This window comes from Pseudomonas sp. NFX15, assembly GCF_049132105.1.
Lineage (GTDB): Bacteria > Pseudomonadota > Gammaproteobacteria > Pseudomonadales > Pseudomonadaceae > Aquipseudomonas.
Map to the genome: position 1 here is coordinate 24,648 of NZ_JAFMPV010000033.1, position 15,223 is coordinate 39,870.

At 59.9% G+C, this 15,223-nt stretch carries 17 protein-coding genes; 3 read left to right on the forward strand and 14 right to left on the reverse strand.

From position 1 onward, the window contains the following. Positions 1–60: 60 nt before the first annotated feature. The 6 genes from J1D76_RS24555 to puuE all read right to left on the reverse strand — a co-directional run bounded on the left by J1D76_RS24555 (position 61) and on the right by puuE (position 6,056). Positions 61–1,419, reverse strand: a complete 1,359-nt coding sequence (locus J1D76_RS24555) for a nucleobase:cation symporter-2 family protein (protein ID WP_421140944.1) — start codon at positions 1,417–1,419, stop codon at positions 61–63. 135 nt (positions 1,420–1,554) lie between these two features. After that, positions 1,555–2,856 (reverse strand): urate hydroxylase PuuD, encoded by a 1,302-nt coding sequence (locus J1D76_RS24560; protein WP_421140945.1) that lies wholly within the window; start codon positions 2,854–2,856, stop codon positions 1,555–1,557. Between the two features lie 50 nt (positions 2,857–2,906). Continuing rightward, complete coding sequence (locus J1D76_RS24565; protein ID WP_421140975.1) at positions 2,907–3,410, reverse strand: ureidoglycolate lyase; 504 nt, start codon at positions 3,408–3,410, stop codon at positions 2,907–2,909. Positions 3,411–3,531: 121 nt separating this feature from the next. After that, positions 3,532–4,527 (reverse strand): allantoicase, encoded by a 996-nt coding sequence (gene alc, locus J1D76_RS24570; protein ID WP_421140946.1) that lies wholly within the window; start codon positions 4,525–4,527, stop codon positions 3,532–3,534. Positions 4,528–4,617: 90 nt separating this feature from the next. After that, positions 4,618–5,133, reverse strand: coding sequence for a 2-oxo-4-hydroxy-4-carboxy-5-ureidoimidazoline decarboxylase (gene uraD / locus J1D76_RS24575; protein WP_421140947.1), 516 nt, complete (start codon positions 5,131–5,133; stop codon positions 4,618–4,620). Beyond that, the gene (gene puuE / locus J1D76_RS24580; protein WP_421140948.1) at positions 5,130–6,056 is read right to left on the reverse strand and encodes an allantoinase PuuE; all 927 of its coding nucleotides are present in this window, start codon (positions 6,054–6,056) and stop codon (positions 5,130–5,132) included. The genes uraD and puuE overlap by 4 nt, the downstream gene beginning before the upstream one ends. A gap of 433 nt (positions 6,057–6,489) precedes the next feature. Between puuE and uraH the strand changes: the two genes are divergently transcribed. Then, positions 6,490–6,843, forward strand: a complete 354-nt coding sequence (uraH, locus tag J1D76_RS24585; RefSeq protein ID WP_008017679.1) for a hydroxyisourate hydrolase — start codon at positions 6,490–6,492, stop codon at positions 6,841–6,843. Positions 6,844–7,028: 185 nt separating this feature from the next. Here the strand turns inward: uraH and J1D76_RS24590 are convergent, their stop codons facing one another. From J1D76_RS24590 to J1D76_RS24600, 3 genes are all read right to left on the reverse strand, one after another. Continuing rightward, a complete protein-coding gene (locus J1D76_RS24590) occupies positions 7,029–7,655 on the reverse strand; it encodes a LysE family translocator (RefSeq protein WP_421140949.1) in 627 nt (208 codons plus the stop codon). Positions 7,656–7,727: 72 nt separating this feature from the next. Then, the gene (locus J1D76_RS24595; protein WP_421140950.1) at positions 7,728–9,077 is read right to left on the reverse strand and encodes an NCS2 family permease; all 1,350 of its coding nucleotides are present in this window, start codon (positions 9,075–9,077) and stop codon (positions 7,728–7,730) included. Between the two features lie 314 nt (positions 9,078–9,391). Continuing rightward, positions 9,392–9,838, reverse strand: coding sequence for a MarR family winged helix-turn-helix transcriptional regulator (locus J1D76_RS24600; protein ID WP_421140951.1), 447 nt, complete (start codon positions 9,836–9,838; stop codon positions 9,392–9,394). Between the two features lie 81 nt (positions 9,839–9,919). Here J1D76_RS24600 and J1D76_RS24605 point away from each other — a divergent pair, with 81 nt between their 5' ends. Beyond that, entirely contained in the window at positions 9,920–11,086 is a 1,167-nt protein-coding gene (locus J1D76_RS24605) for a PLP-dependent aminotransferase family protein (RefSeq protein WP_421140952.1), read from the forward strand. A gap of 154 nt (positions 11,087–11,240) precedes the next feature. Here the strand turns inward: J1D76_RS24605 and J1D76_RS24610 are convergent, their stop codons facing one another. The 5 genes from J1D76_RS24610 to J1D76_RS24630 all read right to left on the reverse strand — a co-directional run bounded on the left by J1D76_RS24610 (position 11,241) and on the right by J1D76_RS24630 (position 14,015). Then, positions 11,241–11,612, reverse strand: a complete 372-nt coding sequence (locus tag J1D76_RS24610) for a glutathione S-transferase N-terminal domain-containing protein (protein ID WP_421140953.1) — start codon at positions 11,610–11,612, stop codon at positions 11,241–11,243. 104 nt (positions 11,613–11,716) lie between these two features. Further along, on the reverse strand, positions 11,717–12,262 hold the full coding sequence (gene folE, locus J1D76_RS24615; RefSeq protein WP_003204506.1) for a GTP cyclohydrolase I FolE: 546 nt from the start codon (positions 12,260–12,262) through the stop codon (positions 11,717–11,719). Positions 12,263–12,340: 78 nt separating this feature from the next. Continuing rightward, a complete protein-coding gene (locus J1D76_RS24620; protein WP_421140954.1) occupies positions 12,341–12,898 on the reverse strand; it encodes a Smr/MutS family protein in 558 nt (185 codons plus the stop codon). Between the two features lie 77 nt (positions 12,899–12,975). Further along, on the reverse strand, positions 12,976–13,293 hold the full coding sequence (locus J1D76_RS24625; RefSeq protein WP_421140955.1) for a hypothetical protein: 318 nt from the start codon (positions 13,291–13,293) through the stop codon (positions 12,976–12,978). 131 nt (positions 13,294–13,424) lie between these two features. Beyond that, positions 13,425–14,015 (reverse strand): cysteine hydrolase family protein, encoded by a 591-nt coding sequence (locus J1D76_RS24630; protein ID WP_421140956.1) that lies wholly within the window; start codon positions 14,013–14,015, stop codon positions 13,425–13,427. A gap of 239 nt (positions 14,016–14,254) precedes the next feature. Here J1D76_RS24630 and prmB point away from each other — a divergent pair, with 239 nt between their 5' ends. Continuing rightward, positions 14,255–15,163: a 50S ribosomal protein L3 N(5)-glutamine methyltransferase gene (gene prmB, locus J1D76_RS24635; protein WP_421140957.1), complete on the forward strand. Its 909-nt coding sequence runs from the start codon at positions 14,255–14,257 to the stop codon at positions 15,161–15,163. The last annotated feature ends 60 nt before the right edge of the window (positions 15,164–15,223 follow it).

Here is a 15,223-nt window from a genome sequence, read left to right on the forward strand (position 1 = left end):
TCGTCTGACACGTCGCCTTCGCCGGCAAGCCGGCTCCTACAGGTTTCTTACGTTCTTGACTTAATGCGTGTGAGCCTGGCAATCGTTGATGGCCGCGCGTTCGGCGCCACCCAGGATGTTGAACAACAGGTTCAAGGTCAGCGCACTGAGCGTGGCCATGGCGATGCCGCTGTGGGTGATCGGGCTCATCCACACGGGCAGGTGGGCGAAAAACTCCGGGCGTACCACCGGGATCAGGCCCATGCCGATGCTCACCGCCACCAGCAGCTGGTTGCGACGGTCACCGATGTCGGCTTCCTGGAGGATCTTGATCCCGGTGGCAGCGACCATGCCGAACATCGCAATCGCTGCGCCGCCGAGCACGGCCGGTGGAATCGACGCGACCAGGAACGCCGCTTTGGGCAGCAGGCTCAGGACGATCAACAAACCGCCGGCAACGATGGTCACCGAACGGCAACGCACGCCGGTCATCTGCACCAGGCCGATGTTCTGGGCGAACGAGGAGTGGGTGAAGGTGTTGAAGAAACCGGCGAAGAACGAAGCACCGGCGTCGCACAGCAAGCCGCGACGCAGCATTCGTGGGCAGACTTCCTGGCCGGTGATCTTGCCCAGTGCGAGAAACATCCCGGTGGACTCGACGAAAATGATCACCACCACCAGGCACATTGAGAGAATGGGTGCGAGTTCGAATTTCGGCATGCCGAAGTGCAGCGGGGTAACGAATTGCAGCCAGGGCGCCTGCGCCATGCCACTGAGGTCGACCATGCCCAGCAGGCCACAGAGCACGTAGCCCAGGCACATGCCGATCAACACGGAAATATTCACCCAGAAACCACGCATGAAGCGGTGCACCAGCAAGATGGTGCCCAGCACCAGTGCGGCGATGGTCAGGTAGATCGGCGAACCGAATTGAGCGGCGCCGGCACCGCCGCCGGCCCAGTTGACGGCCACGGGGAACAGCGACAAACCGATCGAGGTGATGACCGTACCGGTCACCAGCGGTGGGAAGAAGCGTACGACCTTGGACATGAACGGGGCGATGAGCAGGCCGAAGAATCCGGCGGCGATGGTCGCACCGAAGATCCCTTGCAAGCCGATGCCGGGCATGCCGGCCATGGCGACCATGCTGCCGACAGCGGCGAAACTGGCGCCCATCATCACCGGCATGCGAATGCCCATGGGGCCGATGCCGAGCGACTGGACGATGGTGGCAATACCGGCCACGAGGAGGTCGGCGTTAATCAGAAAGGCGATTTCTTCACGACTCAGGCCAGCGGCCTGTCCGATGATCAGCGGCACCGCGATGGCACCACCGTACATCAGCAGAACATGTTGCAAACCGACCAGGATCAGTTGCAAGAGGGGCAAACGCTGAATGGCGGGTGCGTCGGGGATGCGCGCTTCGGATAGCTCGGACATGCAACACCTCGGATCTTTTTTATTCTTGTGATTTTGTGCATCTGGTGACCGCGGTGCGGCCATTCGCCGGCAAGCCGGCTCCTACAGGTCGTGTGAACCCTGTAGGAGCTGGCTTGCCAGCGAAGCTTTTGCTACTTAATTGGTCTGGGCTCCCTGAACAATCCAGGCACCGATCAGGTCACGTTCCTGCTGGGTCATCTGGGTGATGTTGCCCAGTGGCATGATCTGGCTGGTGACGGCTTGCGCCTGGATCCGCGGAGCGTTCTGGCGGATCTGCTCGGGGGTGTCGAACATCACACCGGCAGGAGCTGCACTGAACAGCGGGCTGGTGGGCTTGGCCGAGTGGCAAACCGCGCAACGTTCCTGAATCACGCTGTGCACTTTGTCAAAGCCAGGACCTGCGTTGGACGCTTGCGCCGGTGCGGCGGCAGGCGCTTCTGCGGGTTTGGCGTCAGCCGGTTTCAAACCACCGCCCACTGCTGTTTCCGGCAGCGGCTGGTATTCGATTTTTGCTGGGGCCTTGGCCACTTCCGGGCTGTTCATCGGCGCAGGGCCGGTGACGTAAGCCAGGCTGATCATGCCGACGGCTGCGACTGGAAGGGTCCAGGCAAACTTGTGGCTGTCGTGACGGGTGTTGAAGTAGTGACGCACCAACACCGCCAGTACCGCGATCCCGGCCAGGATCAACCAGTTGTACTGGCTGCCGTAGGTGCTCGGGAAGTGATTGCTGATCATGATGAACAGCACGGGCAAGGTGAAGTAGTTGTTGTGGCGCGAGCGCAGCAGGCCTTTGGCCGGCAGCGCCGGGTCCGGCGTGCGGTTCTCGGCGATCGCTGCGACCAGTGCGCGTTGCGCCGGCATGATGATGCGGAACACGTTGCCGACCATGATGGTGCCGATGATCGCGCCGACATGCAGGTACGCACCACGCCCGCTGAACACTTTGCTGAAGCCGTAGGCCGCACCGATGATCAGGACGAACAGGATGCCGCCGAGCAGAGCAGGGCGTTTGCCCAGGGCCGAGTCGCACAGGAAGGAGTAGATGAACCAGCCGAGGAACAGCGAGCCGATACCGATGGCCACGCCTTCAGGGCCGCTCAGGGTGCTGCCCGGAGCCAGCAGGTAGAGCGTCGGGTTGGAATAGAACACCACGCACAGCAGCGCAATACCCGACATCCAGGTGAAGTAGGCTTCCCATTTGAACCAGTGCAGGTTATCCGGCATGGTCGGTGGAGCCAGTTTGTATTTTTCCAGGTGGTAGATACCGCCACCGTGGATTGCCCACAAATCACCGGCCAGACCGCTTTTCGGGTTGACCCGATTGAGGTTGTTTTCCAGCCAGACGAAATAGAACGACGCACCGATCCAGGCCACGCCAGTAATCATGTGAACCCAGCGCACGCTCAGGTTCAGCCATTCCAACAGATGTGCTTCCACAGTCTTTACCTCTCGCCTGTCACTCTGTTGTCGAGTGATCAGACCTTCTCTTATTGGTGGGGGGCGAGGACCAAACGCTCATCCTCTTTGAAAAAATGCTCATCGCAGTTATTGCCTGTGCCACTGCGATCAACCACCAGGAAGTCATCCCGCTTTTCGATCGTCAGCACCGGGTGGTGCCAAACGCCGCGATGGTAATTGATGCCCTGCCTGCCGTTGGTGACGAAGGCGCGGACCAAGCCTGATACAGGTGCATCGCCAACCGGCGCGACCACGATCAGAAAGGGGTTGCCGAGCAGCGGAATGAAAGCCTGGCTGCCCAGCGGATGGCGCTCCAGCATGCAAACGGTCAGTGGCATGTCCTGCGCGTCGGCGCGGAAAATGCTGATGATCGCGTTGTCCTCTGGCTTGGCGGTTTCCACCGTGGCCAGTTTATGGAAGCGCATGGTCGAACCGTTGTTGATCATGAAGTGATCGCTGCCGTCGGTTTCGATCACGTCACCGAAAGGGGCGAAGGCTTCTTTGGTCAGCGGTTCAATCGTCAGTGTGCGCATGCTGTTCCTATCCGAATTCTGTGTTGTTGGTTCTGATGCGGCTTTTTGTAGGCGCTGGCTTGCCAGCGAAAGCGCCCTCACAGACGCCTTCGCCGGCAAGCCGGCTCCTACAGGCTCAGCATTACTTCGCGACCTTGCCCAGCAAACGCAGGCGGCTCACACCACCATCCGGGAACACGTTCAGGCGGATGTGGGTGATCGGGCCCAGTGCCTTGATCTGCTCGGCGAAGGTGTGTTCGGCGTGCATTTCCAGCTTCTGGCTTGGCAGCAGTTCGCGCCAGAACAGCGACTGGGTTTCGATCTGGCTGTCGGTGCCGCCCTTGACGAACGCGCCCTGGATCGAGCAGCTGTCCGGGTAGTTGCCTTTGAAGTGCAGGGTGTCGACGACGATTTTTTCGATCTCGCCCGGGTGGCCCAGCGCGACGATCACCCAGTCATTGCCTGGCGTGCGACGACGTGCGGTTTCCCAGCCGTCGCCCATGTTGATGCCACGGCCCGGGTTGAGGATGTTGCTCATGCGGCCGAAGTGTTCGTCGGAGCAGGCGAGAGCGCGGCCACCGTTGAGGGCAGCGGCCAGGTCGACTTGCTCGTTGTCGCCCACAGCGGACCAATCGCGAAACGGTACGCCGTACACGCGCAGACGGGCCACGCCACCATCCGGGTAGATGTTGAAACGCAGGTGGCTGAAGGCCTGGTCGTTGTTGATTTCGTGGAAGTGGTGGCTGTTGCCTTGCAGCTCGACGGCCGACAGCACTTCAACCCACTGAGTGTTTTCGTTCGGCTCGCCTTCAGCCAGGTAGCAGGCTTCCAGGGAGGCCGACGGCGGGAAGTTGCCGGTGAAGAATGAAGTGTCGATGTCGACGCCCTTGATCGAGCCCGGTACGCCCAGGCGGATCACCGCGCTGTCGAAGCCTTCGAAGCGCTTGCGGCGCGATTCCCAGCCGTCCATCCACTTGCCGTTGTCATCGAACACGCCCTCCTTCCACACGGCCGGGGTCGGTTGGAACAGACGGTTGGCGTCTGCGAACCAGTCATCGGTGACCGAGATGATTTTGGTGCCCAGGCGGGCATCGGCCAGGTTGACGAACTTCTCGAAAGGTACGGCGTAAGCTTTCATTCTTCTTGTCTGCCTTTAAATAAGTGGCTTGGGATGCTTGCGAGGCCCTGAGCAGTATCGGCGTTCTTGAGTCTGCTTGGGCCAGGCTTGCTATAGGGTCAGTAATCGGAACAGGGCGATCTTGTTGATCTCTGCCAGGGCGCATTTGAACTCGGTGTCGACCGGGTTGTGGATGCGCGTTTCGAACGCTGCGAGGATCTGATGCCGGTTGCTGCCTTTTACCGCCATGATGAAGGGAAACTTGAACTTGGCTTTGTAAGCGTCGTTCAGCTCGGTGAAGCGTTGGAACTCATCGCTCGAGCATTGGTGAATACCGGCGCCAGCCTGTTCATGGGTGCTGGCTTCGGTCAACTCGCCCTGGACGGCAGCTTTGCCGGCCAGGTCCGGGTGAGCATTGATCAGGGCCAGTTGGCTTTCGTGATCAGCGCTCAACAGGATGTCGCTCATGCGCTGGTGCAGGGTTTCGATCTGGTCGATCGAAGCATCCTGGCCCAGGTCGTAGGCCTTTTCGGCCACCCATGGCGAATGTTCGTAGATGTCGGCGAAGGCTTTGACGAATTCGTCGCGGCCGAGGGTCGACGGTTTGACGGTTTGAAAGGTGCTCATTTGGCAGCCCCTGTGTACGGGTGGGTTTCGTGCCAGTGGCGTGCGATGTCGACGCGCCGGCTGAACCACACCTGTTCATGACTTTTAGCGTATTCGATAAAGCGCTTGAGCGAAGCCAGACGCGCCGGACGGCCGATCAGGCGGCAGTGCAGGCCGATCGAGAGCATCTTCGGTGCTTCGGCGCCTTCGGCGTACAGCACGTCGAACGCATCCTTGAGGTATTCGAAGAAATCGTCGCCCTTGTTGAAACCCTGGACCTGGGTGAAGCGCATGTCGTTGGTGTCCAGGGTGTACGGGATCACCAGGTGCGGCTTGCCGGTCGGGTTGTTCGGTTCCCAGTAGGGCAGGTCGTCGTCGTAGGTGTCGCAGTCGTAGAGGAAACCACCTTCTTCCATGACCAGGCGACGGGTGTTCGGGCCGGTGCGTCCGGTGTACCAGCCCAGCGGGCGCTCACCGGTGATTTCGGTGAGGACGCGGATCGCTTCGAGCATGTGCTCGCGTTCCTGCGCTTCGTCCATGTACTGGTAGTCGATCCAGCGGTAGCCGTGGCTGCAGATCTCGTGGCCGGCATCGACCATGGCGCGGATCACGTCCGGGTGACGCTGGGCGGCCATGGCCACGGCGAAGATGGTCAATGGAATATCGAATTCCTTGAACAGCTTCAGAATCCGCCACACGCCGGCGCGGCTGCCATACTCGTAGAGCGATTCCATGCTCATGTTGCGCGCGCCTTGCAGCGGCTGGGCGGAAACCATTTCCGAGAGGAACGCTTCGGATTCTTTGTCGCCGTGCAGGATGTTGCGCTCGCCACCTTCTTCGTAATTGAGTACGAACGACAGGGCAATGCGGGCATTGCCCGGCCAGTGTGGGTGAGGAGGGTTACTGCCGTAACCGACCAGGTCGCGTGGGTAGTCAGCGCTCACTGCAGGCTTCCTTCTTGTTCGATGATGACGGTTGGTGTGACGCAGCTGAAATGGGTTGGCTGGCTGGCGTCACAGCGATGGGGTGATTGTATACAACTTTATATTAAATTTGTAAGCCTGAATTTTCGCAATTTTCGCCGACTGTCATCTTTTACTGCTATTGGCGTGAGCCTGCAAGAAATCTGCCTGACTGGTCAGTAATTTGCTGGAGGGCGTATAGATGGCGTGGTTTGGCGGGAAATCAACAGTAAATTCGTGGATGGCGGGGGAGATGCGAAAAATGTGGTTTTTATTGTGTACAATTTTTTTGAAAAATGTCTTAATCAGTCGCTCGCCGCAGCTTTTCGTGCTCCGAATCGGTGCGGTCTCCTTTTCAACTGGCTTCGGGAGGCGCGAAGTCTGACTGCTCCCCGCAGGCAGGCGCGCAGAATCAATGGGACGTTTGACTACACACGTTTTGGACGCAGCACACGGTTGCCCGGGCAGCTCGATCAAAGTCGAGTTGTACCGCGTTGAAGGTTCGCAGCTGGAATTGGTCGCCACTGCCGTCACCAACAGCGATGGCCGTGTCGATGCACCGCTGCTGCAAGGCGATGACTACCGCACCGGTGTCTATCAGGTTCAGTTTCATGCCGGCGATTACTACCGCGCCCGCGGCGTCAAGCTGCCGGAGCCGGCTTTCCTGGATGTGGTGGTGCTGCGTTTCGGCATCTCCGCCGAGCAGGATCACTACCATGTGCCGCTGCTGATTTCGCCTTACAGCTACTCCACCTACCGCGGCAGCTGATCCCCCAAGCAGCTGCCTCACCTTGGGAGCGACTGCGCATATAGCTTCTTTGGTCTTTCGCCCGCTCACACTGCGGGCTTTTTTTCGCCTGGAGGAAACTGGTGTGTGGGCTGGCGCCTTCGCTGGCAAGCCAGCTCCTACAGGGTTTGCGCAGACCTGTAGGAGCTGGCTTGCCAGCGAAGCGCTTAGCGGCTCAACAGGGACGCTGCACCCGCCCCACCAAACAATGCAGCACTCACCCGGTTAAACCAGCTCTGCCCCTTGCCGCTGCGCAGATACCGCGCCGCCCCATGGGCGCCCAGCCCGTAGGCCAATTTGCACAACAGGTCGAGCGCGGTCCAGGTCGCAATCATCACCACCAGTTGCGGCAGGAACGGTTGCTCGGCGCTGAGGAACTGCGGCAGAAACGCGGCGAAGAACAGGATGTCCTTCGGATTGCTCGCGCCCAGCATGAACGCACGGCCGAACAGCGCACGAAAGCGCGGTACCGGCGCGGTCTGCGGCACTTCAGCGCCATGAGAAGGCTGGCGCGATTGCTGCCAGCTCTGCCAGGCGAGGTAAAACAGGTACAGCGCACCGAGGATCTTCAGCGCACTGAACAATTGTTCCGACGCCAGCAACAACGCCCCCAGGCCCAGCGCCGAAGCACTCAGCAGGCAGATCGAGGCCGACACGCCGCCAAGGAACGCCGGGTACGAACGGCGCAAACCGTAATTCAAACTGTTGCTGATCATCAGCAAAGACAGCGGCCCCGGGATCAGAATCACTATCAGCGCAGCGCCGCTGAACAGCAGCCAGGTTTCCAGACTCATCACTTTCCTCCATTTGCACAAAAGCCCCACCCGATAGGGTGAGGCTGTTTCGAAGCGTTTACCGCGTGTTATTTACAAGAAGATGAACTTGGCGATGAAGATCGCGCAGAGCACCCACAGGCTGACGGAAATTTCCTTGTACTTGCCGGTACCCGCCTTGAGCGCCACGTAGGTGATGAAGCCCAGCGCGATACCGTCGGCGACCGAGAAGGTCAGCGGCATCATGATCGCGGTCACGATGGCCGGGATGCTGTCGGTGGCTTCGTCCCATTCGATGTGGGCCATGCCGCCCATCATCAGCATCGCCACGTAAATCAGCGCACCCGCGGTGGCGTAGGCTGGAATCATCCCGGCCAACGGAGCGAAGAACATCGCTGCAATAAATAGCACGCCGACGGTCACGGCCGTAAGGCCGGTGCGACCACCAGCAGCAACGCCCGCCGCACTTTCCACATAGCTGGTGACTGGCGGAACACCGACTACCGCGCCGAATACGCTGGAAGCACTGTCGGCTTTCATCGCGCGGGAAAGGTTTTCGATCTTGCCGTCAGCACCTACCAGGTTGGCGCGCTGGGCAACACCCATCAAGGTGCCAGCGGTATCGAACATGTGCACGAAGAGGAACGCCAGGACCACGCTGATCATGCTGACGTTGAACACGCCGGCGACATTCATGGCCATGAAGGTAGGAGCGAGGCTCGGCGGCGCCGACATGATGCCCGCGTAGTGCACCAGGCCCAGACCCCAGCCCGCGAGGGTCACGGTGATGATGCTGATGAGAATCGCGCCGAACACCTTGTGGTAGCTGAGGATCGCGATCATCAGGAAGCAGATGGCGGCGAGCAGAGGGCCGGGTTCGCGCAGGGAGCCGAGCTTGATCAACGTGGCCGGGCTATCAACGACGATGCCCGCGGTTTTCAAGCCGATCAGCCCGAGGAACAGACCCACGCCGGCGCCCATGGCGAAGCGCAGGCTGACCGGGATGCTGTTGAGCAGCCACTCGCGAATCCGCGAGAAGGTCAGGATCATGAACAACACACCGGAAACGAACACCGCGCCCAGGGCTGTTTCCCAGTTGTAGCCCATGGTGCCAACCACGGTGTAGGTGAAGAAGGCGTTTAGCCCCATGCCCGGTGCCAGGCCGACCGGCCAGTTGGCGTACAGGCCCATCAGCAGGCAACCGAGTGCCGCGGCGATGCAGGTGGCGACAAACGCGGCGCCGTGATCGATCCCGGCGTCGGCCATGATGTTGGGGTTGACGAAGATGATGTAAGCCATGGTGATGAAGGTTGTCAGACCGGCAATCAGCTCGGTCTTCACCGTGGTGCCATGCAAGCTGAGTTTAAACAGACGTTCCAGCAAGCCACCGCGTAATGGTGGCGACAGTTCCAGTGTCGATGCTTCGGATTTGCGGCTTTCCACAGCGAATACTCCTCAAGAGTTTTATTGTTATTTCCAGGGCCGGACCCATGAGGGTGGCAGCGGCCCTTTGAGGCACTTGCGAATTTGTTGACCGGTTGGTCAGGAACTCGCACGAAGTGGATTATGCTTTTGTATACAAAGAAAGCAAATAATGTTTTTGAGTTTGTTGACGAAAAGTTTGGCTTTAGGGATATATCGCCGGTTCGGACGCCATCGCGAGCAGGCTCGCTCCTACATGGAAAGGCGCTCAATTGTAGGAGCGAGCCTGCTCGCGATGGCAGTAGGTCAATCAATACAACTCTTGAAAAGGAACCTTATTCAGCCGGCGAATGACTCTTCCCCAACGCCAAATTCACCGCCAGCCACCCATTCACCGCCGTCTCCCCAGCCTCGGCAAATACCCGCTCCAGCAATTTTACCTGCTCACGCCGCAACGCCTGTTCAAAGCGCGCACCTTCGGCCGTCAGCTCCAGCAGACGCTTGCGCTTGTCCGTCTCGGACGCCACGCTCTGGACCAAATGCATTTCCAGCAATTGTCGTAGCGGCATGTTCAGCGCCTGCTTGCTCACACCGAGCAACGCCAGCAGCTCCTTGACGCTCAGGTTCGGGTAACGGGCGATGAAAAACACAATGCGCTGATGCACCCGGCTCAGGCCGCGACGTTCGAGCATTTCGTCGGCCTTGGCGGTGAAGGCCTGGTAGCCGAAGAAAAACGCTTCCATGGCCTGTTGCTGGGAAATCGGGTTTTTAAGGTCAAGCATATTGACGTATCCGTTCGAGCTGACGTAATTTCGGTCAACAAGTTTGACTTATTTTCCTCATGCCTCGCTACCGGTGACCCCATGGCTTTTTCCGAACGTGTCTCGCGCCTTAAAAGTTCTTTGATCCGTGAAATCCTCGCCGCTGCCCAGCGTCCGCAAATGATGTCGTTTGCCGGTGGCTTGCCGGCCGAGGCCATGCTGCCAAAGGTCGACTGGACCGACATGCCGGTGTCCATGGGCCAATACGGCATGAGCGAAGGCGAGCCGGCGTTGCGAGAGGCGCTGGCCGCCGAGGCGCGGGCGTTGGGGGTAGCCTGTGAGGCCAGTCAGGTGCTGGTAGTCAGTGGCTCCCAGCAAACCCTCGACCTGGCCGCCAAGCTGTACATCGACAAGGGCACCGAGATCTTGCTGGAAGCGCCGACCTATCTGGCGGCCTTGCAGATCTTCCAGTTGTTCGGCGCCGATTGCCTGACCGTGCCACTGGAGGCCGACGGCCCGAACCTGGTGGCGCTGCGCACGCGCCTGGAGCAACTTCACCCGGCCTTCGTGTACCTGATCCCGACGTTTCAGAATCCTTCGGCCGTGCGCTACAGCGAAGCCAAGCGCGATGCGGTGGCGGCGTTGCTCGACGAGTTCGGGGTCACCCTGATCGAAGACGAGCCTTACCGCGAACTCACCTTCGATGGTGGCAGCGCCACGCCGATTGTCAGTCGCTTGAAAAAGGCCAGTTGGATCTACACCGGCACCGTGTCGAAAACCCTGTTGCCGGGTTTGCGCGTCGGTTATTTGATCGCCAGCCCTGATCTGTTTCCCCACTTGTTGAAACTCAAGCAATCGGCGGATTTGCACACCAATCGCGTCGGCCAGTGGCAGGCACTGCAATGGATCGGCAGCGAGAAATATCAGCAACATCGCAGTGAGTTACGCGATTTTTATCGGGGGCGTCGGGATGCATTCCAGGCCGCGCTGGACACCCACTTTTCGGATCTGGCGGACTGGAATGTGCCGCAGGGCGGGCTGTTTTTCTGGCTGAAACTCAAGCAGCCGCAGGACACTCGCATTTTGCTCGACGCGGCACTGGCCAATGATGTGGCGTTCATGCCGGGGGAGCCGTTCTTTCCTGAGCCGGACAACAACCTTGGATATTTGCGGTTGAATTTCAGCCATATCGATCCGGCAAGGCTGGACGAGGGGCTCAAGCGATTGGCGGCGGTGGTGCGCCAGGCGCAGGCGGCGCAAGCGGCCTGAAAACAGATAAACCGGCGCGAAGGCCGGTTTATTTTTTTAAGTTTGCAGTGCCTGTGGCGGCCCCTTCGCTGGCAAGCCAGCGCCTACAGGTTGGCGCGTACCTTGTAGGAGCTGGCTTGCCAGCGAATGCAGCCTGCGGCTCACCGTAAGAAAATCAGACCGCCGCGAAACGCGTGTCCAGATAATCAATGATCACCTTGGACTCATACATCCAGGTGGTCTGGCCGTCCTCTTCGATGCGCAGGCACGGCACCTTGATCTTACCGCCTTGCTCCAGCAAGGCCTGGCGGTCCTGTTCGTTGTTCTTCGCGTCACGCAAGGCTACCGGCACGTTCAGTCGACGCAGGGCACGGCGGGTCTTCACGCAGAACGGGCAGGCGTGGAATTGATACAGGGTCAGGCCCTTGGCGGCGGATTCGACTTGGGCCTGAGCAGCGGCGGGGCGCTTTTTCTTGCTCGGGCGGGTGATGAAGTCGATGAAGATGATCAGTTGGCCAAGGCCGACACGAAGCGCTTTTACGAACACGTTGAAAGTCTCACGGTGCGAATGAAGAAAGGCGCGCAGCTTACCTGATTTTTTGTGGACGAAAAAAAACCGGCGATGAACGCCGGTTTTCTTCGTGCGGCGAATTACTTGATCAGGCTGAGGAATTCGCTGCGGGTCGCTGCGTTCTCACGGAACTCACCGAGCATCACCGAGGTGATCATCGACGAGTTCTGCTTTTCCACACCGCGCATCATCATGCACATGTGCTTGGCCTCGATCACTACCGCCACGCCCAGGGCGCCGGTGACCTGCTGGACCGCATCGGCGATCTGGCGGCTGAGGTTTTCCTGGATTTGCAGGCGGCGGGCGTACATGTCGACGATCCGTGCCACCTTGGACAGGCCCAGCACCTTGCCGCTCGGGATGTAGGCGACATGGGCCTTGCCGATGAACGGCAGCAAGTGGTGTTCGCACAGCGAGTACAACTCGATGTCCTTGACCAGCACCATTTCGCTGTTGTCGGAGCTGAACAGGGCACCGTTGGTGACCTCTTCCAGTGTCTGTTCATAGCCGCGGCAGAGGTACTGCATGGCTTTGGCGGCACGTTTTGGCGTGTCGAGCAGGCCTTCGCGGGAAACGTCCTCGCCGAGCTGGCCGAGGATCGCCGTGTAATTCTGTTCCAGGGACATGAAACTACCTGTGGGATTTTACGCAAAGGGCAAGGGTACGGTGACGGACACGACGCTGCAAGCGTGGCGCATCAGCTTTTACTCGTCACGGCCTTCCATCATGGTGCGTTTGAGCATCACATAAACCGCGCCGGCACCGCCGTGCTTGGCCTGGCACGAGGTGAAGCCCAGTACCTGTTGATGCTGGCGCAGCCAGGTGTTGACGTGGCTTTTGATCATTGGCCGCTTGCCATCCAGGCGTACGGCCTTGCCATGGGTGACGCGCACACAGCGAATTTCGAACCTGGTGGCTTCGGCCAAAAATGCCCAGAGGGTTTCCCGGGCTTTTTCCACGCTCATGCCGTGCAGGTCGAGGCTGCCTTCAAATGGAATCTGGCCGACCTTGAGCTTGCGCATCTGGCTTTCCTGCACGCCATCGCGCGCCCACATCAGCTCGTCTTCCGGGCCGACGTCGATGACGAACTGATCGGAGAGCCCGTCAACGGTGGTGGATTCGGTGCGCACGGTAGCCGCCTGGCGCAGCTTGGCGATCTGCGCGCGGTCAGCCTTGGGTTTGCCGGTTTCGGCGCGATCGTGCTTGATCGGCTTGACGCCTTGGATCGCGCTTTTGAACAGGAAAAAATCGTCGTCTTGCATGTCAGCCTCCGCGAGGGGCGGCCAGTTTACCCAACTCCAGGCGAATCGGGCGCGACAAAACGCGCGTGGTGCGCGCCTCAGTCGTGTTTTTTCATCAGGTGCGGGGACATGGCCAAGGCACGCGACTGGCGCGAGCGGCGGCAACGGCGCCACAGCCATACGCCGAGGTACAGCACGAACAGGCCAATCGCCAGGATCACGGCAGCACCGCTACGGCTGGTGTTCAGTTCACCCAGGGCGGGTGCGTGGCCGAGCAGGCTCGCGGCACCGGCCATGGCGAGTAGCACACCGCACATTGCAAGTAACGCCGCGAACGTCGCGCCGATTCGAAAACGCCAGTTGCTTTGGCCTTTGGGCCGCAAGCGGCGAGCGTCAAAACCATCGGATAACTTCATTCCGACCTTCCTCAATGGGTATCGGCCCTTCGACCGGGAGTTGACCGGGATGTTCCTGAGGCTAAGACAATTACGGCAAATCAGCGGTTTTTGCGGATGAGCGGCGGTTCAGGCCGCTCCCGGAGCATCGGTCAGGTCAGTTCACGGGTTTGCGCGAGGGTGGCGAAGTTATCCCCCATGATCGCCATTTCCGTCTGGTGAACGTGTTCGGCACTGAGCACGCCGCCCTTGTAGGGCAGGTCGCGGGTGGCGCAGGCGTCTTCCACCAGGGTGCAGCGAAAGCCCAGGTTCTTGGCGGCGCGCACGGTGGTGCTGACGCTGGAGTGGCTCATGAAACCGCAGACGATCAGGTCAAGGGCACCGAGGTCTTCCAGGCGTTTTGCCAGTTCGGTGCCGTGAAAGGCACTGGGCAGCAACTTGCCGATGACGGTTTCATCGCTCTGTGGTTCCAGGCCCGGAATGAACTCACCGCCCACGCCCTGGGGGTTGAACAGCCCGCCGAGGGTGCCGAGGTGGCGCACATGCACGATCGGTCGGCCGGCAGCGCGGGCAGCGGCGAGCAATTGCTTGATGTTCGCCACAGCTTCGTCCATGCCACTCAGGGCCAGGGGACCGCTGAGGTACTCTTTCTGGGCATCGATGATGACCAGCGTCGCATGGCTGAAGTTGGCCGCTGCATAACCGCGGCCGCTGAGTTGAAACATCGTTTTTGGAACGGACATTCTGGGGCTCCTTGGAGTGGGGCTTTTGCGCCATTCTCCTCTGGCTGAGCGGTTCTGTGAATGGCTACTATCGTAGGTGCCGTCGTTGCTGGCCTGTAGCCTTGTCAATAGTTGCGATTTGTTCAATAGGCTGGCGAAAAAATCGATAAGTCCTACATATGCATCGGCTGTTTTCCCGCGTCGTCGTGGCGCCGTTTGACTGGTAGAATCGCCCGTCGATTTTTCTGGAGTTTGCCGTCGTGATCACTTCCCGCCTTCGCACCCTGCGTGACCATATCCGTTGGGCTGTCAGCCGCTTCCATGGGGAGGATCTGTTTTTCGGCCATGGCACCGACAACGCCTGGGACGAAGCCCGGCAATTGGTATTGGGCGCGTTGCACTTGCCGTGGGAAATCGCCGACAGCTACCTCGACTGCAATCTGGAAGAAGACGAAGTGGCTCACTTGCAGCTGTTGCTCAAGCGCCGGATCGAAGACCGGGTGCCAACCGCCTATTTGCTGGGCGAGGCCTGGTTCTGCGGCATGTCGTTCATTGTCGACAAGCGCGTGCTGATCCCGCGTTCACCGATTGGCGAGCTGATCGAAAACCGTTTTACCCCATGGCTGGCGTCCGAGCCTGCACGCATTCTCGACCTGTGCACCGGCTCCGGTTGCATCGGCATCGCCTGCGCCTACGAGTTCCAGAACGCCGAAGTGGTGTTGGCCGACCTGTCCTTTGAAGCACTGGAAGTGGCCAACCAGAACATCGAGCGCCATGGCGTCGATGAGCGCGTGTACACGGTACAGGGCGATGGTTTCGAGGGGTTGCCGGGCCAGCGTTTCGACCTGATCGTGTCGAACCCGCCCTACGTCGATGCGGAAGATTTCGCCGACATGCCGGACGAATACCAGCACGAACCGGAACTGGGCCTGGCCTGTGGCGATGACGGTTTGAACCTGGTGCGGCGCATGCTGGCCGAAGCGGCGGATCATTTGACCGAGAAAGGTTTGCTGATTGTCGAAGTGGGCAACAGCCAAGTGCACGTTGAAGCGCTGTACCCCGAAGTCGACTTCGCCTGGCTCGAGTTCGAGCGCGGTGGTCACGGCGTGTTCATGCTCAGCGCCCAGCAGTGCCGTGAGCATCAGGCGTTGTTTGCTTCCCGGGTCTGAGTCGCTGAAATCCTTTCGGTGGCAAGCCAGCTCCTACAGGTTCAGTGTGTGCCGCCTCAT